Origin of the sequence: Bradyrhizobium sp. 190 (assembly GCF_023073415.1) — a bacterium.
Taxonomy (GTDB): domain Bacteria; phylum Pseudomonadota; class Alphaproteobacteria; order Rhizobiales; family Xanthobacteraceae; genus Bradyrhizobium.
In genome coordinates, this window is the sequence record NZ_JADPJL010000012.1 from 689,797 (window position 1) to 714,170 (window position 24,374).

Annotated in this window: 18 protein-coding genes, 1 tRNA gene and 1 pseudogene; 5 read left to right on the forward strand and 15 right to left on the reverse strand. The window is 62.2% G+C overall.

The genetic code is table 11. The features are described 5' to 3' along the window. Nucleotides 1–11 precede the first annotated feature (11 nt). A pseudogene (locus IVB22_RS12355) lies at nucleotides 12–671 on the reverse strand (cytochrome C); the annotation flags it as partial. 156 nt (nucleotides 672–827) lie between these two features. Continuing rightward, the gene (locus IVB22_RS12360) at nucleotides 828–2,642 is read right to left on the reverse strand and encodes an adenylate/guanylate cyclase domain-containing protein (protein ID WP_247517586.1); all 1,815 of its coding nucleotides are present in this window, start codon (nucleotides 2,640–2,642) and stop codon (nucleotides 828–830) included. A gap of 192 nt (nucleotides 2,643–2,834) precedes the next feature. Here IVB22_RS12360 and IVB22_RS12365 point away from each other — a divergent pair, with 192 nt between their 5' ends. Next, entirely contained in the window at nucleotides 2,835–3,476 is a 642-nt protein-coding gene (locus IVB22_RS12365) for a LysE family translocator (RefSeq protein WP_247517587.1), read from the forward strand. A 3-nt stretch (nucleotides 3,477–3,479) separates the two neighbouring features. Here IVB22_RS12365 and IVB22_RS12370 read toward each other — a convergent pair whose 3' ends face one another. Next, nucleotides 3,480–4,229 (reverse strand): sulfite exporter TauE/SafE family protein, encoded by a 750-nt coding sequence (locus tag IVB22_RS12370; protein ID WP_247517588.1) that lies wholly within the window; start codon nucleotides 4,227–4,229, stop codon nucleotides 3,480–3,482. Nucleotides 4,230–4,326: 97 nt separating this feature from the next. Here IVB22_RS12370 and IVB22_RS12375 point away from each other — a divergent pair, with 97 nt between their 5' ends. Then, the gene (locus tag IVB22_RS12375; protein ID WP_247517874.1) at nucleotides 4,327–5,220 is read left to right on the forward strand and encodes a LysR substrate-binding domain-containing protein; all 894 of its coding nucleotides are present in this window, start codon (nucleotides 4,327–4,329) and stop codon (nucleotides 5,218–5,220) included. Between the two features lie 83 nt (nucleotides 5,221–5,303). Here IVB22_RS12375 and IVB22_RS12380 read toward each other — a convergent pair whose 3' ends face one another. From IVB22_RS12380 to IVB22_RS12400, 4 genes are all read right to left on the reverse strand, one after another. Further along, on the reverse strand, nucleotides 5,304–5,774 hold the full coding sequence (locus IVB22_RS12380) for a VOC family protein (RefSeq protein ID WP_247517875.1): 471 nt from the start codon (nucleotides 5,772–5,774) through the stop codon (nucleotides 5,304–5,306). Between the two features lie 194 nt (nucleotides 5,775–5,968). Next, nucleotides 5,969–6,964, reverse strand: coding sequence for a tripartite tricarboxylate transporter substrate binding protein (locus IVB22_RS12390; protein ID WP_247517589.1), 996 nt, complete (start codon nucleotides 6,962–6,964; stop codon nucleotides 5,969–5,971). A gap of 232 nt (nucleotides 6,965–7,196) precedes the next feature. Further along, nucleotides 7,197–7,976, reverse strand: a complete 780-nt coding sequence (gene hisN, locus IVB22_RS12395; RefSeq protein WP_247517590.1) for a histidinol-phosphatase — start codon at nucleotides 7,974–7,976, stop codon at nucleotides 7,197–7,199. Nucleotides 7,977–8,528: 552 nt separating this feature from the next. Further along, nucleotides 8,529–9,416: an N-formylglutamate amidohydrolase gene (locus IVB22_RS12400; RefSeq protein ID WP_247517591.1), complete on the reverse strand. Its 888-nt coding sequence runs from the start codon at nucleotides 9,414–9,416 to the stop codon at nucleotides 8,529–8,531. Nucleotides 9,417–9,738: 322 nt separating this feature from the next. Here IVB22_RS12400 and cpdR point away from each other — a divergent pair, with 322 nt between their 5' ends. Together cpdR and IVB22_RS12410 are read left to right on the forward strand one after the other, a co-directional pair. Further along, the gene (cpdR, locus tag IVB22_RS12405) at nucleotides 9,739–10,098 is read left to right on the forward strand and encodes a cell cycle two-component system response regulator CpdR (protein WP_027539837.1); all 360 of its coding nucleotides are present in this window, start codon (nucleotides 9,739–9,741) and stop codon (nucleotides 10,096–10,098) included. A 135-nt stretch (nucleotides 10,099–10,233) separates the two neighbouring features. Next, nucleotides 10,234–10,308: transfer RNA gene (locus IVB22_RS12410), tRNA-Val, on the forward strand. Nucleotides 10,309–10,440: 132 nt separating this feature from the next. Here the strand turns inward: IVB22_RS12410 and IVB22_RS12415 are convergent. The 5 genes from IVB22_RS12415 to IVB22_RS12435 all read right to left on the reverse strand — a co-directional run bounded on the left by IVB22_RS12415 (nucleotide 10,441) and on the right by IVB22_RS12435 (nucleotide 17,410). After that, nucleotides 10,441–12,093 (reverse strand): FAD-dependent oxidoreductase, encoded by a 1,653-nt coding sequence (locus IVB22_RS12415; RefSeq protein WP_247517592.1) that lies wholly within the window; start codon nucleotides 12,091–12,093, stop codon nucleotides 10,441–10,443. A 15-nt stretch (nucleotides 12,094–12,108) separates the two neighbouring features. Next, nucleotides 12,109–13,080: a tripartite tricarboxylate transporter substrate binding protein gene (locus IVB22_RS12420; RefSeq protein WP_247517593.1), complete on the reverse strand. Its 972-nt coding sequence runs from the start codon at nucleotides 13,078–13,080 to the stop codon at nucleotides 12,109–12,111. A 66-nt stretch (nucleotides 13,081–13,146) separates the two neighbouring features. Beyond that, a complete protein-coding gene (locus tag IVB22_RS12425; RefSeq protein ID WP_247517594.1) occupies nucleotides 13,147–14,880 on the reverse strand; it encodes a thiamine pyrophosphate-requiring protein in 1,734 nt (577 codons plus the stop codon). Nucleotides 14,881–14,951: 71 nt separating this feature from the next. Then, nucleotides 14,952–16,553 (reverse strand): FAD-dependent monooxygenase, encoded by a 1,602-nt coding sequence (locus IVB22_RS12430; protein WP_247517595.1) that lies wholly within the window; start codon nucleotides 16,551–16,553, stop codon nucleotides 14,952–14,954. 98 nt (nucleotides 16,554–16,651) lie between these two features. Continuing rightward, complete coding sequence (locus tag IVB22_RS12435; protein WP_247517596.1) at nucleotides 16,652–17,410, reverse strand: IclR family transcriptional regulator; 759 nt, start codon at nucleotides 17,408–17,410, stop codon at nucleotides 16,652–16,654. A gap of 208 nt (nucleotides 17,411–17,618) precedes the next feature. Between IVB22_RS12435 and IVB22_RS12440 the strand changes: the two genes are divergently transcribed. After that, entirely contained in the window at nucleotides 17,619–18,611 is a 993-nt protein-coding gene (locus IVB22_RS12440; protein WP_247517597.1) for a tripartite tricarboxylate transporter substrate binding protein, read from the forward strand. 113 nt (nucleotides 18,612–18,724) lie between these two features. Here IVB22_RS12440 and IVB22_RS12445 read toward each other — a convergent pair whose 3' ends face one another. The 3 genes from IVB22_RS12445 to IVB22_RS12455 all read right to left on the reverse strand — a co-directional run bounded on the left by IVB22_RS12445 (nucleotide 18,725) and on the right by IVB22_RS12455 (nucleotide 24,260). Then, nucleotides 18,725–20,491: an adenylate/guanylate cyclase domain-containing protein gene (locus IVB22_RS12445; RefSeq protein ID WP_247517598.1), complete on the reverse strand. Its 1,767-nt coding sequence runs from the start codon at nucleotides 20,489–20,491 to the stop codon at nucleotides 18,725–18,727. A gap of 131 nt (nucleotides 20,492–20,622) precedes the next feature. After that, nucleotides 20,623–22,764, reverse strand: a complete 2,142-nt coding sequence (mdoH, locus tag IVB22_RS12450; protein WP_256467406.1) for a glucans biosynthesis glucosyltransferase MdoH — start codon at nucleotides 22,762–22,764, stop codon at nucleotides 20,623–20,625. Then, nucleotides 22,752–24,260 carry a glucan biosynthesis protein G gene (locus IVB22_RS12455; RefSeq protein ID WP_247517599.1) on the reverse strand — a complete coding sequence of 503 codons (1,509 nt, stop codon included), beginning with the start codon at nucleotides 24,258–24,260 and terminating at the stop codon, nucleotides 22,752–22,754. The genes mdoH and IVB22_RS12455 overlap by 13 nt, the downstream gene beginning before the upstream one ends. Nucleotides 24,261–24,374 lie beyond the last annotated feature (114 nt).

Here is a 24,374-nt window from a genome sequence, read left to right on the forward strand (position 1 = left end):
TATCTTCCAGCCGAAGGCTTCGGCAGCCGCGCCGTAATCCGCTCGGGCAGTCGCTTCTCGACGAACAGCCTCCTGACTTCGGCGACGCTGAGGTACCGCTCGTCGCCTTCGCCCTTGCCGAGGATCTTCAGCAGCACAGGCCATTCGCCCTTCATCAGGAGAGGGTAGTACCAGTGCGCCGCATCGCCGTCGCGCTTGATATTGGCCTTCATGAACGCGTCGATCTCTTTCGCCGTCAGGCCGCGCTCGATGCCCCCTGAAGGATCCTTGTAGTCCTTGCCGAACCCGGCGAGCCGGGCAATTTCGTCTTCATGGACCTTCGCATCGACGTCGAGAATGCGCGAGCCGCCGCCGTGCTTGTCGAGAGGGCCATCGCGCAGTTCGTCGAGCACCGCGCCGGAGGTTGCGCTCTTCAACACGCGCAGCGGCCCGAGACCGTTCGCAATGACGGCGACCAGCCAGGTTGCCAGCCGCACCTTTTTCTTGCCGGGACCGGTTTGCCCGCTCGCGTCCCCAACGATTTCGGACAGTTTCGAAAGCGGTACGACGTGGCCGCCGACATAACCATTGGCGACCAGCGCGCGCAAAAACGGGCAGGGATTGTTGGGTGAAACGGAGATCTGCCCGGCAGCTGTGGCGCCCGGAGCGATACCGACGCGGTCGTCAGGCATGGGTTAAATCCTCAAAGGCATCGAATATGAAAAAAGCATCCGCTCCCACCGGAAGCGAAAACGGGTCAAAAAGGAATTCAGGGGCGCGCTACTTCAGCGTGTAGGGCAAGTTTTGGCGGAATTCAACGCCGTGTCAACCGACCGGCTCACACACGCTCAGGAATCTGCGGCGAGTTTCGGCGAGGATTCGACGAGGGTCAATTTACCGAAGGGGAGGCCGGCCTTCACAAGGCCGTCGCGGAAATGGGCAATGTCGGCCGGGAGCCTCCAATGAAAATTCCGCAAGTACCGTTCGACGGTCAGGGTTGGGTAGTTGCTCAACACAACGCCGGCCGCATTTGCCGCCTCGTCGGCTCGTCCCAATTGGGCGAGCGCTGCGGTCCGTATCGTGAGCGCCTGCAGATGATTGGGATTGGCGTACAGAGCCTCGCGCGCCCATGACAGCGAGGCGTCATATTGGCCGAGGAGGTAATGGCTGAACGCATTGAACGCTGCAAATTGGTATCGGGGATCGCTGTTGCCGCGCTGCGCAGCCATCGTAAACAATTCGACGGCGGGACGGTGCTCGCCGTTATAGAGATGACACGCGCCAAGCACGCCGCGGGCGCCCATGTCGTAGGGGTTGAGCGCGACCGCCCGTTTGGCGGCATCCATCGCCGCCTCGTAATGTCCTTCCAGCGCGTGCAGATAGGCCAGAATCTGAAACGCAAAGGACGAACGGGGATCGAGCCGGACGCTGCTCTCCGCGAGACTCATCGCGGTATCCCACTCTTCGCGCGTGCCCTGGATCCACCCGAAATGAATGGCCTGGGTCACGATGGTGGCGAGATAGGCACGCGCGATCGACAGCGTCGGATCGAGCGCGATGGCTTCCTTGAACAGGCCGATCGCGGTTTCGAAATCCGCCTTGGTCTGCAGGTAATAGTAGGACAGCCCTTTCAGGAACCGATCCCATGCGGTGATGTCGTTCGACGAGGAGCGAGGCGGGGCGGACGCTTCCGCTCGGTAGATCTCGGCAGCGATCGCCGCGGACAGGCTGGTGGTGAGTTCGTCCTGCATCGCGAACAGGTCGCCGATGTCGCGGTCGAACCGGCCGGTCCACAACTGCTCGCCGGTCTCGGGCGCGATCAGCTCGGCGGTGACGCGAATCTTGGTCGCGGCGCGCCGAACCGAGCCCTGGATCAGGTAGCTCGCATCGATCTCGCGCGCGATCAGGCGCGTGCTCACATTCCTGCCTTTGAAGGAGAATGTCGAGTTGCGGCTCAGCACCCGATAGAAGGATTGCAGTGAAAGCGCGTGGATCAGGTCCTCGGTCAGCCCGTCGGAAAAATACTCGTCCGCGCTTTCGCTCAGATTCGCAAACGGCAGCACGCCGACGATCGCCGTTCGATACTGGGCCGGAAGATTGGCGACCGATGTTTCGGTCGAGGCTTTGGGCGCAGGGCCGCTGGCGTCGGAGCCAGCGGGCTGCCAGGTCCAGACGTGGATCGGCTCGTCGATGTTCTTGAATCGGTGGGGGCCAGCATCGGCCAGCGGGACGCTGAGACGCTTGCCCGCTTCATGACAAGCCTTGCCCGAAACCGCCACGCCGCCGGGGGCGGCGACCGATTCGAGGCGGACGGCGATGTTGACGTCGTCGCCGAACACCTCGTCCTCGTCGGCCATCACATCGCCCATGTGGATGCCCATGCGGAACTGCATGGATCGATCGGCAGGGAGGTGCTCGTTGCGCTCGGCCATCACCATCTGCATCGCGGTCGCGGCCTCGATGGCGCCGACGATAGAGGGAAATTCAAGGAGAAAGCCGTCGCCGGTGTTCTTCACCAGGCGGCCGCCATGATTGAGGATGATAGGGTAGATCGCGGTGCGATGGGCCTTGAACGTGGCGTGCGTCCCCGCCTCGTCGGCCCCCATCATGCGGGAATAGCCGGCGACGTCAGCACAGACGATGGCTGCCAAGCGTCTTTCCATGTCCCCCACTATATCCCCAATGGCGCCGGAATGGGCGGGATAACCACTACGTGGTCGGCCGACCGATTCCAATGTTTATAAAATATGCGCAATCTGGTGGAAGCCCGATTTGCTCATGATAGTACTGCATCCCTCAGGGATTAGCATGCGCGCAAATTAGGCTGAGGGCCGCCAAGGGAACCGGACAAAACGATGACAGAGGCGCTCGGCATTCACGAACTCTGGCTCTTTATCCTCTCTGGGCTCCTGCTCAACATCACCCCGGGGCCGGATACGGCCTATATTATCGGCCGCAGCATCCAGTTGGGCTGGCGCGGCGGTGCGGCGGCGGCGATCGGCATCTGCTGCGGCTGTCTTGTCCATGTATTCGGCGCCGCCATCGGCCTGTCGGCGCTGTTGATGGCGTCATCTACCGCCTTCACGGTCCTGAAATGGGCCGGCGCGGCCTATCTCCTGTTCACGGGCATCCAAATGCTGTTGTCGCGCCCGCGTCCGCCGGCGGAGGCGACGGCAAGCGCCGAAACCTCGCTCTCCCGCGTGTTCTGGCAGGGCGCCCTGACCAACGTGCTCAATCCGAAGGTGGCGCTGTTCTTCCTGGCCTTCCTGCCGCAATTCGTGGCGGCGGACTCAGGCCACAAGACGCTGGCCTTTCTGGCGCTGGGCATGATCTTCATCTTCAACGGCACGCTCTGGTGCCTCGGGGTTGCTGCTTTCGCGGCAAGGGCGGCCCGTCGCATCAGGCAATCGGCTGACGTGATGGCCTGGATCAACCGCGTACTCGGTGGGCTGTTCGTCTATCTCGGCATCCGCGTCGCGATGCTGGAGGCGCGATAAACGCTAAACCAGCTTCGCGAGCGCATTGCCGGCAAGATAGAGGCCCAGGGCAATCATGCCGATTTGGAACCAGTAGCGGAACGTTTCCGGTTGCAATCGCGAGCGTGCCGCCTGCCCGACGAACATGCCGATGAACGAGCATGCCAGCGCAACCGCGCCCGGCAGCGCGCTTGCCGCCGTCAGCAGCCCGGCACTGGTGACATTGAAGCCAAGCGCCAGGGTCGCGACCGTGAAGAACACGCCCAGCGCCTGAATCAACTCGTCCTTCTCCATGCCGATCGCCTGCAGGAATGGCACCGAGGGAATCACCTGCACGCCGGTAGCGGCGGAAACCATGCCGGTGATAACGCCGACAATGCCGCCCACCCATTTTTCGTTCTGGCGATCGATGCTGAGATTCAATTTGTTCAGGCCAATGACGGCATTGAGAACCAGCAGCAGGCCGAGCGCGATTGTGGTGTAGCGTGCATAGGGGCCGGTCAGCGAACCGGCGTTCAGCCAGATGCCAGCGGCGGTCCCGATCAGCAACGGCCATAGCCGCCGGATGATGTCGCGCAAATAAGGTCCGCCGAAAGTCTGCCAGACGTTGGTGACGATCGCGGGGACGATGACGATGGCAATCGCCTGGGCCGGCGGCATCGATACCGCGAGCAGGCCCATCGCCACCGTGGGCAGGCCCAGTCCCAGGGCACCCTTGACGAAGCCGGCCAGCAGCAGAGCGGTGGCGATGAAAGGCAGCGTGGAATCGAACATGCTGAACACATTGACCGATCGTGATTATCGGCACAATCTGGAGATTACGGAGATAGCCTTCGTTCATGCCGAAGGCTGGGAGACATTCGGAATGTCCATGCGCTTCGATCTGGTCGATCTTCAGCTCTTCATCGCGGTAGCCGAGACGCGCAGCATCACTAACGGCGCTGAGCGGATTCATCTGGCTTTGGCCTCGGCGAGCGCACGGATCAAGGGACTGGAAGAGGCGCTTGGCGTTTCGCTGCTGACGCGCGGCCGTCGCGGCGTCGAACTGACGCCGGCCGGCGAAAGCCTGCTCGATCATGCGAGAATCGTGCTCCACAACGTCGAGGCGATGCGTGGCGATCTGGCCGCCTTTGCCCGTGGCGCGAAGGCCACCGTCCGCTTCCTCGCCAACACGTCGGGGCTTTCGGAATATCTGCCGAAGGCCCTGGCTGCCTTCCTGGCCGCACATCCTAACATTTCGATCGACGTCGAGGAGCGCGAAAGCGCCGAAATCGCGCGCGCCATCGTAACTGGCGCTGCGGACCTCGGGCTCGCCGCCGAGCATGCGCTTGCAGAAAATATCGAACGGAGCCCGTTCAGCAAAGACCGTCTGGTGCTGGTCGCCGCGCGGGATGACGAACTGGCGAACCGGCGGCAGGTCGATTTCAGCGAAGTTGTGGAACGCGAATTCGTCGGCCTGATCGGTTCGATCGCGCTGCATGCCCATATTAGCGGACATGCGGCCCGTCTCGGCGCGCGCCTGCGCTTTCGTGCGCGGCTGAACAGTTTCGATGCGATCGGCCAGATGGTCGCCGCCGGCATCGGGATTGGCGTGATGCCTGAGGTCGCTGCAAAACGATGCGCGCGATCGATGAAGATCAATGTCGTCAGGATCAGGGATAGCTGGGCCAACCGCCGGCTCGTGATCTGCGCGCGGAGCTTTCGGGCGCTACCCAAGCCCGCGCAGCAATTGGCGGAGCACTTGCGCAAATCTGCGCCACGTTGAACGCAAGCTCAGATCACACTCCCCACGCAGTGGCGTACATTAGCCCGATGCGGACCTTCGCGTCTGGATGCTCTGACCGGTTGTTAATCTGGCCAAATCTCCCGCTTGCGTTCATCAAAGCGGAGCACGCGTTTGCTATCGGTCCACCGCGCGACCTCGCCCTCCATTCCATCCGGATCCCTGAAGGTAACGAGACGGATGGCGCCGAAATCCGTGATGGTCCCATCCGACGCGCCAGCCTTCACCAGACGTCGTCTGATTTCTTGTAAGCGCACTTCATCGTCTACCTTCAGCGCGAGATGATCTATGTGACCTCTCTTCCCCATCTGCATCGAGCCGTCTTCATACCCCGTTGGATCTGGCATTTGGAACGGATGGAGGGCGAAGCCTCCTCCAAGGTCGATAAGCGAGTGACGAAAAGTGCCGCCACCGGGACCGGGCTCGGAGAGATCGAACTTGGTCTCTGCATCGAAGACTTCTTCGTAGAAGCGAATGAAACGGTCCATGTTGCGTGTGAACACCGTGAGATGGTGTGCACCGGCGGTTACAGGCATACCGGGCCTCCCTTGCCGAAACGCAGAGCATAGCAAATCGCACTGAACCGGGCGACCTCGCCTCGCTCTTGGCGCGCTCCGGTTGGCGGTGGTCGGCACGTCAGGTGAGGTGGGCGTGCGTTTGGGGGCGCCGAGCGCAATCGGGCGCAGGGTGCCGGCCTTGATATGTGGCAGCAGCACCGGCGCCGTGATGCTCACTTCGTCGTCACGACCCCCGCGTCCTTGATCACCTTTGCCCATTTCTTGATTTCGCTGTCGATGAAGCCGCGGAAATGTTCCGGCGTGTCGCCGACCAGCGTCGCGCCCTGGGCTGCGAGCTTTTCCTTCACGGTCGGATCGGCCATCGCTTCGGTCGTGATCTTGTGCAAGGCCGCGACGATCGCCGACGGGGTGGCGGCGGGTGCCACCATGCCGTACCAGTTCTCGATGATCATGCCGGGCATTCCAGCCTCGGCTGTGGTCGGCACCTCCATCGCGGTCGGCGCCCGCTCAGGCGCGCCGACTGCGATCGGCCGCAGGGTGCCGGCCTTGATCTGCGGCAACAGCACCGGCAGATCGAGAAACGTCATCTGCACCTGCTGGCCAATCAAATCGTTCACCGCCGGCGCGGCGCCGCGGTAGGGGACGTGCACGATGTCGATATTGGCCGTCAGCTTGAGCAGTTCGCCCGCCAGATGCGGCAGGCTGCCGGGACCGGACGAAGCGAAATTCAGTTTCCCCGGCTGCGCCTTGGCGAGCGCGATCAGTTCTTTCATGTCCTTGGCGGGGACGTTGGTCGCAACCACCAGCATCTCGGGCACGGTTGCGACCAGCGTCACCGGCGCGAAATCCTTGAGCGTATCGTAGGCGACCCTTTCCATGCTCGGGCTGATGGCGAGGGCGCCCGCGCTCGAGATCGCGATGGTGTAGCCGTCGGGGGTGGCCTTTGCGACCGCGTCGGTGCCGAGCACGCCGCCCTGGCCGCCGCGATTGTCGATCAGCACCGGCTGCTTCGTAATCTCGGACATGCGCTGGCCGATCACGCGCGCGATGATGTCATTGGGGCCGCCGGCCGGGAACGGCACGACCAGCCTGATCGGTTTTACGGGGAAATCCTGCGCCGAGGCCAAGGCTGGCAACAATATGGCTGGCAACAATACAGGCAATGACAGCAGCGTCAGTCCAGCAAGCAGCTTGCTCAGCAGTCTCATGAATGCTCCCCAATCCCGCATCTATCGTGCGTTGGTGGGCATCGTACGCGATGAACTGCTCGATGCAAGGTCCCGCCGGTTGCGGCGGGAGCTAGGCCTCGTCAAAGCAGGAGTTCGTCCGCACGCGCGAGCCTGACCGATCGCTGCGTGATCAGATTGCTCCAGACCCAGTTGTGGTGACACTGACCGCGATGACGATCAATGCATCCATCGGGTTCTGCGAGGCTGTGCCCTAGCTGTTCAGCAATTTCATCGCCGCTTCGTGCACCCGTGGATCGCCCGCGGCGATGATACGGCCGCCGCTCTGGGCGGGCTTGCCTTCCCAGTTGGTGACGATGCCGCCGGCGCCGGTGACGATCGGGATCAATGCCGCGATGTCATAGGCCTTGAGTTCGGTCTCGACCACGAGGTCGAGATGGCCGGCCGCCAGCATGCAGTAGGAATAGCAGTCGCCGCCATAGCGCGACAGCTTTACCGCACTTTCGACCCGGCCGAAGATCTCGCGGTCGGCGGCATTCATCAACAGCGGACTGGTGGTGAACGAAGTCGCTTCCTTCAGCGACGCGCAGCGCCGTACGGTGAGCCGCCGCTCGCCGGATGGCCCGGAATACTGCGCCGAGCCGCTATCGCCGGAAAAGCGCTCGCCGATATAAGGCTGATGCATCATGCCGAACACCGGAGTGCCCTTGTGCAACAGCGCGATCAGCGTGCCCCAGATCGGAAATCCCGCGATGAAGGATTTGGTGCCGTCGATCGGATCCAGCACCCAGACATATTCGGCGTCCTCGCGCTCGTTGCCGAACTCCTCGCCGACGATGCCGTGCTGCGGAAAGTTGGCCTTGATCAGGCGGCGCATCACCGCTTCGGCGGCGCGGTCGGCCTCGGTGACCGGATCGAAATCGCTCGCGCTCTTGTTGTCGATCGAGAGCGAGGTCCGGAAGAACGGTAGAATGGTTTCGCCGGACGCGGTCGCGAGGCGGCCGATGAAGGCTGTGAAATCGATGACCGTCACGGCTGTCCCTTACCGGAATTGAAATGTCGCCTCTTGCCTAGCCCAATCTGCATCGCCGCGCACCGCCAACGGCGCGTTATTCCCATTCGTATTGCGAACCCGCTTTCGAATCGGCTTTCGAACATGCTTCGTTTAGGCGTGGATTTTTGGTTAGCTCTGCCATCACGAAGTTGCGAGTTTTGGCATACCAGCACTGCAGTGAACACGGAACTGATCGGGCCTTGACCTTAAGAGATTGATATTATTGGAATAAATTCCAGCTTTTGGCTGTGTTGCCGATTCGCCAGCCTGTTCCACTTTGGGCGGGAACCGAGCCAAAAACCCTTGCGTTTTGTGCAGCGCGGCCGCATATTGTTGCGGTGCGGTAGGGCCTGGCCCTATCGCTGCCCTCCTTGGGCGTTTCCTCCCTAGACTTGGGCCGCTTGTTCATTCAAGCGGCCCTTTTTTCTTTTGGGCCGTCTTTGATTTTGACGCGCCATCCGAGGCACACGTCTTCGCATGAACTTTCGAGATTCCGGATCGCCGCAGCGCGACGTCCGGAATGACGAAAAGCTACTCCGCCGCTGCCTGGAACGGCCCGAGATCCCCGAGCGGGACCTGCGCCAGCGCTTCGGCCAGCGCGGCGAAATCGGCGGCCACCTGGGCAAAGCGGGGCCCGCGCTCGCGCTGCCGCTCATCCATATAGACCGCGCGGTTGAGCTCGAGCTGCACGGTGTGCAATCCGCTGGCCGGGTTGCCGTAATGCTCGGTAATGAAGCCGCCGGCATAGGGTTTGTTGCGACCGATCGAATAGCCGAGCCCGCTCATGATTTCCTCGACGACATCGGGCAGCAGGCTGGCGCAACTGGTGCCGTAGCGGTCGCCGATCACGATATCGGGTCGCCGCGGCTCGTCGCGCGACACCCCGACCGACGGCATCGAATGGCAATCCACCAGGATCACGGTTCCGAACGCCTGATGGGCCTTGTTGATCAGCCGCCGCAGCGCCCGGTGATACGGCTTGTAGAGCGCCTCGATCCGCCCCAGCGCGTCGTCCACGGAAAGCCGCTCGCGATAGATTTCCTGCCCGTCGCCAACCACGCGCGGGATGGTGCCGAGGCCGCCGGCAACCCGCATCGAACGGGTATTGGCGAAGCTCGGCAGGCGTCCGGTGAACATCCGCGGATCGAGCTCATAAGGCTCGCGGTTCACGTCGACATAAGAGCGGGGGAAATTGACCCGGACCGTCGGAAAGCCCCGTTCGCTCAGGTCTGCGATCAATTCGTCCATGAACGAATCCTCGGAGCGGCGCAGCGCGGCGAGGTCGATCCGGGACGCGTTGAGAAATTCGAGCGGATAGACCGAGCCGGAATGGGGCGAGTTGAAGATGATCGGAGCCCGCCAATGCGCCGGCTCCACGATCTCGAACGGGGGCGACAGCTCGCCATCAAACTGGGTCATCGTGGGGCGTCGTCCCTTGAATGTCCGCATTCCCTTCTGCAGCGATCGATCATGCGACCGATTCTGCCGGCGAAGGGCAGGGCTTGTAAGGATGTATTGTCCGTAATCGTAATCATTCTGCCAAGGGAAAAAAGCCGCCGTCCTTCCTGGAAGTTGTCGCAAACGCCTGAAAAGCGCCGCCTTGATCGATCTTGGTACATTCCGCTGCGGAAATAGCACCGCTCGCCGCTGCCAAGAAGCCGTTACCTTTCACCCGAAATTTACCCTCTGGGGCGCTTAGTGTGCCAATGATCCTCCAAGCCGGATGCGACGACTGACCGCCATGCACAAGATCCTCCTCGCCGAAGACGACAACGACATGCGCCGCTTCCTGGTTAAGGCGCTGGAAAACGCGGGGTTTCAGGTTTCGCCCCACGACAATGGCATGTCGGCCTATCAGCGGCTGCGCGAGGAGCCGTTCGAGATGCTGCTGACCGATATCGTGATGCCCGAAATGGACGGCATCGAGCTGGCACGCCGCGCCTCGGAACTCGACCCCGACATCAAGATCATGTTCATCACCGGCTTTGCTGCGGTCGCGCTGAATTCCGATTCGGAAGCGCCCAAGAACGCCAAGGTGCTCGCCAAGCCGGTTCACCTCCGCGAACTGGTCAGCGAAGTGAACAAGATGCTGGCGGCCTGATTCGGCGTCAATTTCGCTCGAAATCACTCCAGAAATTACGTCCAAGCATCCTTGCCGGGGCGCTTTGGAGCCGATATACGGACCCCACCCAATACGAATAAAGCTGGAGCGGGACGATCGGTCGTCCCATTTCCAGGGCGCGTAGCTCAGCGGGAGAGCACTACCTTGACATGGTAGGGGTCACAGGTTCGATCCCTGTCGCGCCCACCAGCCTTCGCTTGCTTCGCAAGCTACGGCTCGGCAAGCCAAACTCAGTTCTATCGTAGCGAAGCAAGCGAAGGCTGCCGCGGCGTAGCCGCTAGGCGAAGGCGGGCTCGGCAAGCGATTCCCCCGGCAGCGCATTCAGCTCGCACGGCGCCCGGAAATCAAATCGAGCAGTTCCCGCGGATCCTTTGGAGGGAGATTGCCTCGCCAGGCTACGTGCTGATCAGGTCGTGCCAAGACCAGCGAACGATCGTAGATGCTGGCACTTTCGTTGGATGTGACATCCAGCAGCTTGATTGGCACCCGCGCGCGAGCCGCTTCCGACATCAAGTCCGAAACATCGACCGCGGTATCGAAGCGCAGGAGCGTGTAATCCGGACCAAGCGCGTCATAGAGCGAGCGTCCATCGTTCAACCAGATGTGCGGGACGCGACAACCCGGCACTGTAGAGGGAGTGAAGTCCGCCATGCCGTAGGTCGGCGGCTTTCCTTCGTCATACGCGATGATCGGCGATTTGTCGTAATAGTATCCAAAATTCAGCCCGCCGCAGCAGTACTGCTGAACATTCAGATCATAAGCCCTTTTGCCCAGCGCAATCCTTGCCTGCTCACCTGCCTCATCGTCGGCATCGATATTGTCAGAGACTTCGCTTCTCTGACGCGAAAGCGACAGGGCGTGGTTCATTGCAAACACGGATACCTGCTCGGTAATGGGCAAGCGTTCCGCCTCATGCGCGTCGAGGATGCCTGTCGGAGCCCAGCCCGACAGATGAGCTGCCAACAGCCAGGCCAGGTTGGCCGCATCGGCGATGCCGGCATTCATGCCGTATCCCGCCATCGGCACCCACAGATGGGCTGCGTCCCCGCAAATGAACGCCCGGCCTTCACGAAATTTATCCGCAACCAGTCGGCGGCCGATCCAGTCTTCCTTGCGAATAATCTCGTATGAAAAATCCGCGCCGACACCAAGGATCTTCCGCAGAGCCCAATCCCGGTCTACCGAATCAAACTCGTGCTCACCTGGCTTCAGATAGTTATGCACGAGCCATGTTTCGCGGCCGTCGATTGCATAGACGTTCCCGGAACGGACGGGGTTGAGAGAAAACGTGGCCCAGGCCGGCTTAAGATTGCTCATGGAGAGAAGCGAGGGAGCGCGGATATAGGTCGATTGAACGCGCTGAACCTCGGCTGTGCCGGATAGCGTGGCACCTATCGTCCTGCGAATGGCCGATCGTCCGCCATCGCACCCGACAAGGAAGTCGGCGCGTATCGTGATCGGCTGACTGCTATCAAGTTGGGTGCCTTGCGCGGTCACGCCCTCAGGCGTTTGTTCAAAGGAATTGATCTCAACGCGATTGAGCAGTGTGAGGCCGGCGATCGTCTCGGCGTGCGCGGATAGCGTCGGTTCGAGGTAGATTTGGTTGACCCGATGCGGGGGCTCGGCTGTCGGCCACCAGGTGTCTGGACCTCCATGAGCCGTATACCGTTCGCGTCGGCACGGAATAGGGATGCGTGACAGCTCCCTGCCAGCAAAGCTGACCCGATACGAAACGTCATTGGGGTAGTCGGCAGGCAGGCCGGCCTCCCGGATCGCCTTTGCGACGCCGAGACGCCTGAAAATTTCCATGGACCTCGCCGAGACGTGATTGCATTTCACGCTTGGAGGCTCGCCCTTGTGCCGCAGCTCGGCAACGACTGTTCGGATTCCGCGGCTGGCAAGATCCATCGCGAGGGTCAGTCCGACCGGACCTCCGCCAACGACAAGAACTTGAGTCTCAACCGGATCAGTCATGAGGCGCACCCCTCACTACTGGGCTATCTTGATGTTGCCGTCGCGTGCGACTGCCTTCCAGCGTTCAAGATCGGCCGCGATGATGCGCGAAAACGCTTCCGAGGAATTGCCGACCGAATCGATGTTGAGCAATTTGAGGCGGGAGACAACGTCTGGCAGCCGCGCAATGCGGATGAATTCGGCCTCCAGCTTGGCGACGATTTCGGGCGGTGTCGCAGCCGGCACGAAAATGCCGCTCCACAGCACCGCTTCGACGTCGGCGCCGGCTTCCTTCATGGTCGGCACATCCGGCAGACTCTCCACCCGCTTCGGCGCAGCAACCGCGAGCGCGCGGGCAAGGCCGCCGTTGACCTGGCTGGTCACCGGCCCGGCATCGGCGATGGTCGCGGTCACTTCTCCCGAGATGACAGCGGTAACGGAATCGTTGGCCCCCTTGTAGGGGATCATCTGCATCGGCACGCCGGTCTTCTGCTTGAACAGCTCGGTCGCGAGCTGGAAGGCCGCGGAGGAGCTTGAGTAGTTCGCCTTGTCGGGATTGGCTTTGGCGTAGGCGACAAGATCGGCCAGTGATTTAAACGTAGATTTCGCATTGACGATCAGGATCAGCGGAAACGATCCGAGCTCGGACACTGGCTTGAAATCCCGCATCGTGTCGTAGTTCAGCTTCTCGTAGACGGCGGGATTGATCACCATGGCGCCGCTGGCGCCGACCAGCAGCGTGTAGCCGTCGGGCGCCGATCGCGCGACGTATTCGGTGGCCAGGATCGCACCTGCGCCGGGCTTGTTCTCGATGATGACCGGCTGGCCGAGACTTTCCGACAGTTTTTGCCCGAAGACACGCGCGATGATGTCGTTGCCGCCGCCCGGCGTGAAACCGACGACGATATGAATTGCCCGCGTCGGGTATTGGGCCTGGGCGAGAGCAGGCACGCGACCGAAGAAGCTCAAACAGAGGGTGGCGAGCGCCACGCGGCAAAGGGTCTTCATTTTGTTTCCTCCTGGGCAATTATTTCGTTAGTGCTCTTGGCGGCACCGCGGACAAAATTTGGGCCGCTACAGCGGCGTGATCTGGACATGCAGGACGGCAGCGATTCCGCCGTCGACAGCGGCGAGGCAGCGATCGACGGCCGCGGCGAGGTCATCCGGCTCGTTGACGAATTCAGCGTGCGCGCCGAACGCGCGGCCAATATCGGAGAAGTTTCGCTGCTCGCCCTGCCGGCCCGAGCGCAGTTGCGATTGAAACGAATTGGTCTCGGCGGCGATGCCCTTCGGATAGACCCGCTGCACCGACGACTTGACCGCCTGCCAGCCGCCATTGTCGAGGACGACCGTCAGAATCGGAATCTGATATTGCTGGGCGACGGCGAATACCGAATCCGGCGAGGAAAAATGAAAGCCGCCGTCACCGATGATCTGCACGATGCGTCGCTCCGGCTGCGCCAGCTTCAGGCCCAGCGCCATGCCGCCGCTGAAGCCAAGCCCTCCGCCGGCGAGGCCGACATAGCTGTGCGGCCGCGTGCGGCGGATATGCTCCTGCACCAGCGGTGCATTGCGGATCGCTTCGTTGACGACGATATCGTCCTGCGAGATCGCACGGTTCAAGGTCGCGAACAGGTAGGCCGCGCTGATCGCTCCAGGCGCGCCCTTGTTCGTTGCGGCGGCTACCCGCCGCTTGTCCGCTGCCTCGCGGGCACCGCTCCAGCCAGCAATGCGGTCGACGACGCGCTTGCGATAGCCGTCATCCGCGCGCGCCGCGACCACCTCGAGCACCTGCCGCAGCACCGTCGCGCAATCGCCCTGCACCCTGATGTCGGTCGGGAATCCCCACATCGGGAAATCCGACTTCAACGGATCGATGTCGATCTGGATCCAGTCGATCTCTTCGACGCGCTTGGCGTATTGCGGCACAAAGGGCACGTCGGTATCGAGCAGCAGTCCGACATCGGCCTGTTCCAACAGCGGCGACGGATCGAAACCGGCGAAGCACGGCGAATCCTGCGAAACATTGAGGTCGATCGAATTGAACTCCGCGATCCGGATGCCGCAGGCAAGCGCGAGGCGCTCCAGCGCCGCGACCGCGTCGGCATTCCGCCCGAGATAGGCCGTCAGCGCGATTGGATTTTCCGCCGTCATCAATCGTGTGGCGATGGCATCGACGCGAGCAGGATCGATGCCACCGGCGACCACGCCGCCATAGCGGGCGGAGTTGTACGCCGGCATCTGCGTTTCGTCCCATTCCTCGGCCAGCGTCTCGCGCGGCAGCATCATGTAGACCGGCCCGGGTGGATCGCTGTGCATGAAGGCGCCGGCGCGGGCGAGCGCTTCCTTCACGACGACGCCGGAGGGCAGCGAATACTCCCATTTGACATAGGGCCGCACGATGCTGGCGATGTCGAAGGGTTCCTGCACGAAGTGTACATAGGTGTCGCGCGATCCCGTCAATTCGCCATGCAGCGTGAAGGGTGCGCGTCCAGCAAACAGCATCACCGGCAGCCGGTACCGAAACAGGTTCTGTATAGCCATGCAGGCATTGGCAGTCCCGGCGTCGACATGCACGAACACCGCCTGTCCCTTGCCGGTCGCCAGCGCGTAGCCGCCGGCCATGTGAACGGCGACGATCTCGTGCGGGCAGAGGATGACTTCCGGATGCTTGCGGCCTTCGCGGTCCCAGCGCGCGATCTCCTCGATCAGCGAGACATGATCGGTGCCGAGATTGGCGAAGATATAGTCGACGCCGAGGTCGACGAGACCTTCGAGGAAATAATGCGCGGCACTGTGGCGGCTCATGGCCTTTTCCTTGTGTTCCCTTGTCGGCCTTCGGCCTGTTCTTGGTTCGACGACGGATCTGGCGTGATCTGTCAGGGGTGGCCGCCGACCACGCGACGGATGATGCCAGCGGCGTCGGTAACATCGCCATCCGAATCCCAGGCGACAAACTGATCGGGCCGGACCAGTACGAGCGCCGCCTCGTAGAATTCCCGCGCTTCCACGGTGTCGTCCCTGACCAGCTTCAGTGGTACGCCGCTGGTCTGGGCGGCGCGCCTGATCGAGGCGGTGGCGGCTTCCGGCGCGCCAAAATCGAGCAGCGTAAATCCTTCGCCCAGTTCCTCGAAGACATTGCGGCCTGACGTGAGCTGGCGCGGCGTCAGATGATGGCCGGCGCGCGCCGCGAATTGATGTGACCCGATCGCACTGCAGGCGGCGCCAGGCGTACCTGCGACGACCGAGGAGCCCTCGTAATTCGGCTCGAACGAATTCACTTCCGAATGCGCACCGGACGAGCGCGCCTGCCATTCGGCTTCGAACGCATCCTTGTCGGCCGCAGGATCGAACTTGGCTAAGAATTTCCGGTCGCTTTCGATCGCCTTCTCGATGAAATCCTGCGCGGTGGACGCGAATACCGGGCGCCGTTCCTCGCCGTAGGAATCCAGCAGGTGCGCTCCGGCCCAACCTTGCAGCGCCGCCGCAAGTTTCCAGCCGAGATTGGCGGCGTCTTCGAGGCCGGTGTTGATGCCGTAACCGCCATAGGGCGGATGACTGTGCGCGGCATCGCCGGCAATGAAAACTCGCTCCATGCGATATTGATCCGCGATCGCGACGCGCAGGTCCCAAAAGCCGATGTGCTCGAACTCGACGTCGAACTCATCGCCGACCGCTCCATGCAGGAGGCCGCGGAAATCGAAATTGTCTTTTGTCGTACCGAGCGGCACCGGCGCATGAAAGAACCAGGTGGTGCCGAGATCGACGCGGCCGAAGAACTTCCAGTAGCCCTTCAGGTCGGGATGCAGCACATTATAGAAAGACTTGTTGGGAAAGCGCTCCAGCAATCTGTGCAGGCCAGTCGAGCGGAACACCAGCAGCACCATCAGCCGGTCGTGGTCGGTCAGAGTCTGGGTGATGCCGGCAGCCTGGCGCACCAGCGAGCGGCTGCCGTCACAGCCGACCACATAGTCTGCCCGCAGCGTGCGTTGCCGATCGCTGTTGCGCTCGGCAATCGTCACCTGCCCGCCCTCGGCGTCCTGCGTGATGCCGGAAGCGCTCCAGCCGTAAATTGTTTCGACGTTCTGCAACTGACTCAAGCGGTGCCGCAGCACGGCCTCGGTGGCGTATTGCGGCAGCCGTTCGTTATCCGTGAAGTAATAGGGCCGCACCAACTCGCGCTGGAGCCAGTCATACCGGTATCCGCTCAGCAGCGTGCCATAGGACGTCATGCCGCCGATGCCGTAGTTGGGCGGGATCGTCCGCGCCGCCCGAAGCTCCGCCTCCGCGCCCCAGAAGTAAAAGTGCTCAAGGGTGCGCTGGGTCAGGTTTTGCCCCTTCGGGATCGGCTGCGGGCTGACGTAGCGCTCGACCAGAACGCAGCTGACGCCGCGCTGGCCGAGGTCGATCGCAAGACCCAGACCAACCGGTCCGCCTCCGACAATGACGACTTGCGTGGTTGATTCGGTGGGCTTGCTCATTTTTGCTTCTTGCGATCGGCGTGACTGGCGCGCAGGCGGCGGAAAATGAGAGCAGGTTAGGCCCAAGTCAAGCATAATCTCATAATATAAGATTTTGCTTAGGGTTTCCCGCTCGCCTGATCGGCTGAAATCTGGGACGCCACGCGCCGGACCTCGGCCCCGATTTGATCGATCTGCGCGCCTGTTACGAGATTGCCGGCAATGGTGACGCAGACGCTGGCAACCGGATAATCGCGATCGTCGACAACAGGCGCGGCGATGCCTACGGCGCCGGGCGTAACCTCGCCATAGGCGACGCAAAAGCCGGCTTTGCGGACCTTCCTCAGGCTTTTCAGGACATCATCGGCGGTGTCGCCGAGACCAACCGCGCGCAGATCGGCGAGATTGCGCTCGATCAGCGGCACCAAACGCGGCCGCGGCAGCAGCGCCAGGATCGAGCGCGCGATCGCGCCGCGCCCGAGCGGCATCGGCCGGCCGCGTGGATAGGAACTGATCGGGTTCCTGGTGGAGGATTCAGAGGCAACGCAAAGAATCTTGCTGCCGTACCAGCGCAAGACCATGGCGGTGCAGGAATAGGCAGCCGTTAGCTGCTTCAGGTAAGGCACGCCGAGCAGCACCAGCGGGTCGGAGCGGCGCGTCAGATAATCCATCTCGACGACCTTCGGTCCCAGCGTGACGCCGGAGTTGCGGGTCGACATCAGGAAGCCGGCGTCTTTCAGGGTCTTCAGATAGCGGTAGAGCGTCGGCCGGCTGTAGCCGAGCTCGCGCATCAAGTCCTCGGGCGTCCATTCCAGCCGCTCCTCGGAAAACACCTCGAGTACCGCAAGCACCCGTTCCAGGCTGTTCTTCGGCTTCATGCTTCAAGCCGCATGGTCTGACTTCGCTCCAGTTTCGGCGTGCGGCCCGCGTTGGTCCTGCTTTGGACCAGATACTTTTTCCGATCCGGCAGAATCAATCTTGAACTGGCGCCGATAGGCGCATATACATCATAATCTCATATTAAGAGATTTTTATAAAGAAAGGTCCGCGGGGCGATCAGCAGCGGGCAAAGTATGGGAGGATATTGTGGCGATCGATTCCGCAAGCGGCCTGCATTCGCGCCGTACGGTGCTGGGGATTCTCGTCGCGGCCTTTGCCCCTCTGATGCCCGGCCTGGTTTACGGGCAGTCGCAGCAACCAATCCGGCTCAACGTCCCCTTCTCGCCGGGCACAGGGCCAGACCTGCTCGCGCGCATCCTCAGCGAGGAACTGCGGCAGCGCTGGAATCACCCCGTGATCGTTGAGAACAAACCCGGCGCCAGCGGCAACATCGGCACGCAGGCCGCAGCGCGCACTGCGCCTGATGGCCAGAACCTGCTGGTGACCGTCAATACGTTCGTGATGAATGCGAGCCTTTATCCGACAATGCCCTACGATCCTGAGAAGGATTTCGTACCGATCGCCGAGATCGCAACGGGTGCTTTGGCGCTCGTTGTTCATCCTTCGCTCAACGTCAACACACTTGCGGAACTGATCGCACTCGCCCGCAGCAAACCGGGCGAGATCAACTATGCTTCTCCCGGCCGCGGCACACCACAACATCTCGCCATGGAGCTGTTCAAGCTCACGGCGCAGATCAACCTGACGCACATTCCTTATTCAGGGTCGGCCGGCGCGGTGAAGGATCTTGCGGGCGGACACGTCTCGGCCATGTTCCTGCCGGTCCATACCGCGCTTCCACTCGCAGAAACCGGACAAATCCGTATCCTCGCTGTGGGCAGCCAAAAACGGACGCCGCAGGCGGCGAACGTGCCAACGCTCGCAGAACTAGGTGTCACCGACTTCGATGTCGATTTGTGGTACGGCGTTCTTGCTCCAGCCAATACGCCGAAAGAGATCGTCGACCGCTACAATGCGGTGTTCAACGAGATACTCGCGGAGCCGAACGTTCGAGCGCTTCTCGGCAAGCAAGGCTTGATCGCGCAGGGCGGCCCGCCTCAACGCCTGGCAGAACTGATCGCCAAGGATCGCCCGCGCTGGGCCAAAGTCGTCAAGGACGCGCAGATCACTGCAGAGTAGCGTGAAAGAGTCCAACAAGGCGCGCGTCGAAGAGCGCGTCAGGCGAAAGGTTTCCGGCGTCGATTGAATGATGCGAAAGCGTAGACGGACTGTCTCTCAAGAATGACGCAACCTCACGCCGGTAACCCGGCCTTTAGAAGGCCGGTCTCATGGCGCCGGCGATCGGCCTCCTGCTTGTAGTGCTGGGTGGCGAGATAGGTGGCCACCGAGAAACCCGGCTCGAGCTTCACGACCTCGGCAGCATGCGCGGCGGCTGCCACCGCGTTGCCCATTTGCGCGAAGGTTGCAGCGAGGAACGCGTGATGCGTGTAGTCGGGCCGCGTGATCCGCGCGAACGCCTCGGCGGCTTCGGCGAATTTCTCGGCGCAATAGCACGCGCGACCCAGGTGATTCCAGAACCGTTCCGGGTGGTACGGGTTGAGGCGCATCGCCTTCCTGATCCAGTCGATCCCCTCTTCCGGCCGTCCCAGCCAGGTCAGAAACTCGCCCTGCTGCACCACGACGATATCGTAGTTGGGATTGAGTGCGAGTGCCCGCTCCTGATGGTAGGCCGCCCGGTCATGATCGTCGCGCGTCAAGTTCACGGCGGCCAGGATGCGGTGAACGTCGCTGTCGTTGTCATCGAGCGCCAGCGCGATCTGCAACTCGTCAGCCACCTGCTGAAAGGTGGCGTCGCGATCCGCGCACCATCCATAGACCCAGGTCTGGCCCAGCACGCAGGCCTTCCAGGCGTGCGCGTGCGCGTAATTCGGATCGAGCGCGATGGCGCGGTTGAGGAGAGACTGCGCCTCCGCATTGTCTTCCCGTCGCGAGCGGTGGTGCAGCACTTTGGCGGCGAGCACGCATTCATAGGCCGCCATGTTGTCGGTTCGCTGGCGCTTCGCGCGTTCCTGCGTAGCGGCCTCGACGCGGCCGGGAAGCGTGCTGACGATCGCCCGGGTCACCTCGTCCTGGATCGCGAAGATATCCTCGAGCTTGCGGTCGTAGCGTTCGGCCCAGACATGCCGGTCGGTTTGCGCGTCGATGAGCTGCACGGTGATGCGGACGCGATCGCCGACCTTGCGCACGCTCCCCTCGAGGACGTATTCGACGTCGAGCTCGCGCGCGACCTCCTGCACCTTCACGGCTTTGCCCTTGTGCACGAAGGTCGAGTTGCGCGAGATGACGAGAAGGTCGCGGAAGCGCGACAGCTCGGTGATAATGTCCTCGGTGAGGCCGTCCGCAAAAAATTCCTGCTCCGGATCGCCGCTCATGTTGACCAGCGGCAGCACGGCGATGGACGGCTTCCTCGTCGTGATTGTCGCCGTCGCGCCGTCCTTGCCGCTCTCCGGCGCCGCAGCGGCATCCGGCTCGAGTCGTACCCGAAAGACGTGGATCGGGCGGGTGATGTTCTTGACGTTCTGCTCGCCGATATCCTCAAAGGCGATGTCATCGAGCCGGTGGTTGACTTGATCGCGCACGGCGCCCGAGACGCAGATGCCGCCGGGCTCGGCGAGCACCTCGAGACGCGCCGCGACGTTGACGCCATCGCCGAAAATATCGTTGTCCTCGATGATCACGTCGCCCAGATTGATGCCGATGCGGAACTGGATCCATCGCGCCGGGGACACATCGGCATTGCGCAGCGCCATCCGGCGCTGGACTTCGGCAGCGCACGACACCGCATCAACGACACTGCGAAACTCCACCAGCATGCCGTCACCGGTCGTCTTGATGATGCGGCCGCGGTTCTTGGCAATGGAGGGATCAATGAGCTCAAGCCGGTGGGTCTTGAGGCGCGCAAGCGTCCCCGCCTCGTCGACCTCCATCAGCCGGCTGTAACCGACCATGTCGGCGGCAAGGACCGCTGCGAGCCTTCGCTCGGGTCCGGGCGCTTCCATTTTCCGCCTCGCTGAGCGGCAGTCTAGCAGATTTGCCGCATGGGCCAAGGATGCATCCGGGATGCAAGTATGCATCCGGGATGACGGCAGCCGCAGTTCAATCTCAAGCAGCAGGAAGGTGGGTCCTGCAATTACGCCGGATCTGGCCGGGCGAGTAGGACGGCGAGAACCGCGGGCGACTTGAGCACCGCGAACTTCTCTCGCGCGCTGAGAAAGCCCGCCGCCTCCTCGAAGGTTTCAGCATCGTCGATTTTTGCGCGTGCAATCGCGAGATGCGGATCGACCTCGCCGCGCTTTCGTGGCCGTTGCCCGGAAAGATTGTTCAGATGCGCGTTGAGCAGCGCGGCATCGCGCCGTAATTCGTGCAGCGGGCAGGCGAGCGGCGAATGCGGCGCGCTGGCCAGTTCATTGGCCCTTGCCAGTACCGGTGGCGGCGCGGTCTGCTCCGGGGTTTTGAACAACCTGGACCTGCGGTTCGGGCCCGACGATGATGACAATATTGCGATCGGTATGGAAAGCAGCAGGCCGAGGATCACCGGCGTCATCCAGAGCAGCAATGGCAGCGAGACCGCATAGGCGGCGACCGCCATGGCGATCCCGACCAAAGTCGGCACCGAATAGGTACTGACCGTGTCACGGTGCGAGACCGCGCCATCGTCGCGGCGCTGAACCTGCCAACCGGCATCGCGCCCGAACAGGATTTCACCGACGGCGGACGACTGGAAGATCATCATGACCGGTGCGGTCAGGCCCGAAAGAATGGTTTCGGCAATGATGCCGGCAAGCACGAGCAGACCGCCGCCGAATTTCCTCCGCATGTCGGCATCGGTCAGCAGCACGGCGAAGGCCAGCAGCTTCGGCGCGATCAGCATGCCCATCGTGCCTGCGAACACCCATGCCGCCAGGACCGGATCCTGTGCCGGCCATTGCGGGAACAGCGAATATCCTTTCGGGAAATATTCGGGCCGGACGAACTGCGCCTGCAGCGAGACCAGGATTCCGAATACGAGAAAAATCAGCCAGAGCGGCGCGGTGAGGTACGATCCGATTCCCGTTAGCAGATGAAGCCGCGATACCCAGTGAAAGCCGCGGGTCGGCAGCAGCGCCAGATGCTGCAGATTGCCCTGGCACCAACGTCGGTCGCGGGCGGCGAAATCCGATAGCGTGGGCGGAGATTCCTCGTAGCTTCCGCGAAGCGTAGGCGCCATGTGGATCGCCCAGCCGCCGCGCCGCATCAATGCCGCCTCGATGAAGTCGTGACTCATAATATGCCCGCCGAACGGCTTGCGTCCCCTGAGTTCGGGCAGCCCCGCATATTGCGCAAAGGCGCGGACGCGAATGATGGCGTTGTGTCCCCAGTAGTTGCCTTCCGAGCCGTGCCACCACGCGATTCCCGCCGCCAGCATGGGTCCGTATAATCGCCCGGCGAATTGCTGCCAGCGCGCGAACAGCGATTTCGCATTGACGATGACAGGCAGGGTCTGAATCAGCGCAGCTTTCGGGTGCGTTTCCATGGCGGCTACGAGGCGAATGATGCTGTCGCCGGTCATCAGACTGTCGGCGTCCAGAATCAGCATGCACTCATATTTGGAGCCGAACCGCCGGACCCACTCCTCGATATTGCCCGACTTGCGCGCGGTGTTCTCGGGGCGGTGGCGATAGAAGATCGCGGCCGCGCTGCCGACGTCCTGTCGCAGCTTCAGAAAGCATTTTTCCTCGGCGATCCAGGTCGCGGGATCGGTGGTGTCGCTCAGCACGTACCAGTCGAACCGCGCGCGGTGTCCGGTCTCCTCGACCGATTCATAAGTTGCGCGCAATCTCGCCAGCACACGATAAGGGTCCTCGTTGTAGGTCGGCAGCAGCATCGCGGTGCGGCTGTAGATCGCGGGCAGGGGAGCCTTGGGGTCGATGCCGAGCTCATCCTTCTTCCTGGTTAGCAGGACGAAGAAACCGGCAAGCGCCGACATGAAGGAGAAGGCGATCCATGCAAACAGCAGCACGAACAGCACGAGGATGATCGACTCCAGGACCGTGACACCGCCGACCTGAAGCACTCGGTACATCTCATAACAGCCCGCCGCGGTCAGGATCGCAGTGCCGGTTAGCACGAAGGCGCGGCGGACCCACAGCGGCGCAAAGTTGGGCGCCGGTGGCGGCTCGAATCGCCGCAACGCCTGCACCGCCATATCCGTTGGCGATTCCGGGGGAAGGAAATCGTTCAGCGGAATATCGGCAGCGCCGGTCGTTCCGCGGGCTTTCGCTACGGTGTCCATCGATAAACCCAGACCTCCGATACCGGCTCGCTCTCCTGCATGAGCGATGCGCGGATTTCGACGGGGGTCTTTTCCTTCAACAGCTCGAAGCTCAATCGCCAGCCGCCGGTCGCCGGGTTTGGCTGGGTGACGATGTTCTGGATCTTTGCCTTCTCGGCCGTCACAACGCCGCGCAGAATTTTCGGATCTACCGATTTTAGCCTCTCGCCGGTCACGTCGAGCACGAAGATCGTGGCGTTGTCGCCTCTTGCGCCGACTCCGGTACGGGAAAATCGCGCGAGCGAAGTGGGCTTCGGCGTATCCGGTCCCCAGTGCAAACGATAGGTGTAGGTGTGCTCGCCCTTGGCGGCCAAGGCGGCCTTGGGAAGCCAGAACGAGGCAATGTTGTCGTGAATCTCTTCCTTGGTGGGGATTTCGAGCAGCTTCACCGCGCCTTCGCCCCAATCGCCGATCGGCTCCGCCCACAGGCTCGGCCGGCGCTCGAAATTCGATTCCAGGTCCTGGTAGGCGGCAAAATCCTTCTGACGCTGCATCAGGCCGAAGCCCCGCGGGTTGAGATCGGCAAACGAGGATACTTGCAGATCCGTCGGATTATGCAGCGGCCGCCAAAGCTCCTCGCCGCGGCCGTTGAAGATCGTAAGCCCATCCGAATCATGGACCGAGGGACGGAAGTCCTCGACGTCCTTGCGGTCGTTCGGTCCGAAGAAGAACATGCTGGTCATCGGGGCCAGGCCGGCATGAGTGAGATCCACGCGCGGATAGATCGCCATCTCGACATCGAACACGGTGGTGTCGCCGGGCCGAATGGTGAAACGATAAGCCGCGGCCGCGCTCTCGCTGTCGAGCAGCGCATGCACGACGATGGAATTGGCGCCTGCTGCCGGCTTCTCGATCCAGAACGTCTTGAAGAACGGAAATTCTTCGCCCTTGGCTTCGCCGGTGTTGATCGAGAGGCCACGTGCCGAGAGTCCGTAGAGTTGGCCCTTGGCCACGGCGCGGAAATAGCTCGCGCCGAGAAACACGCAGACTTCGTCATAATAGTCGGGCTTGTTGATCGGCGCATGCAGCCGAAAGCCGGCAAAGCCGAGGTCTACGGCCGGGCCCGGCGGCGTCGTATCACCAAACGAAAACAGGTCGGGCTGGTAGGCGATTTTTGATGCCTGCCCGTCCTTCACTTCGAAGATGTCGACCCGGTTCTTGTAGAAGAACCCCCGATGGAAGAACTGCGCCTCGAAGGGAAGTTTTTCGCCGCGCCAGAGCGCGCGCTCGGGCAAGAAGCGGATCGCCCGATAATGGTCGTAATCGATGTTAGCGAGATTGTCGGGCAGCTTCTCGCTCGGAGCCTTGTACGGCTTGCTTGCGAGGTCGCGCGCTATTTGCCGCACGATGGATCGGTCGAATGGCGCCGGCTGGGCACGGGCGAGGGACAAAAGCCCCGGCGCCACCCCAGATACCAACGGCAACGCGGAAGCAGCGAGGAAATCCCTGCGATTCACGAAACAACCTCGCGGTTACTAACGGCGACCCTCGGCAACGCAGTGCACGCGCGGCAGTTCCGCGCTTCGGAACAGACCTGCCGGTTTTTCCCGATGCCTAAAATCCGGTCAGGC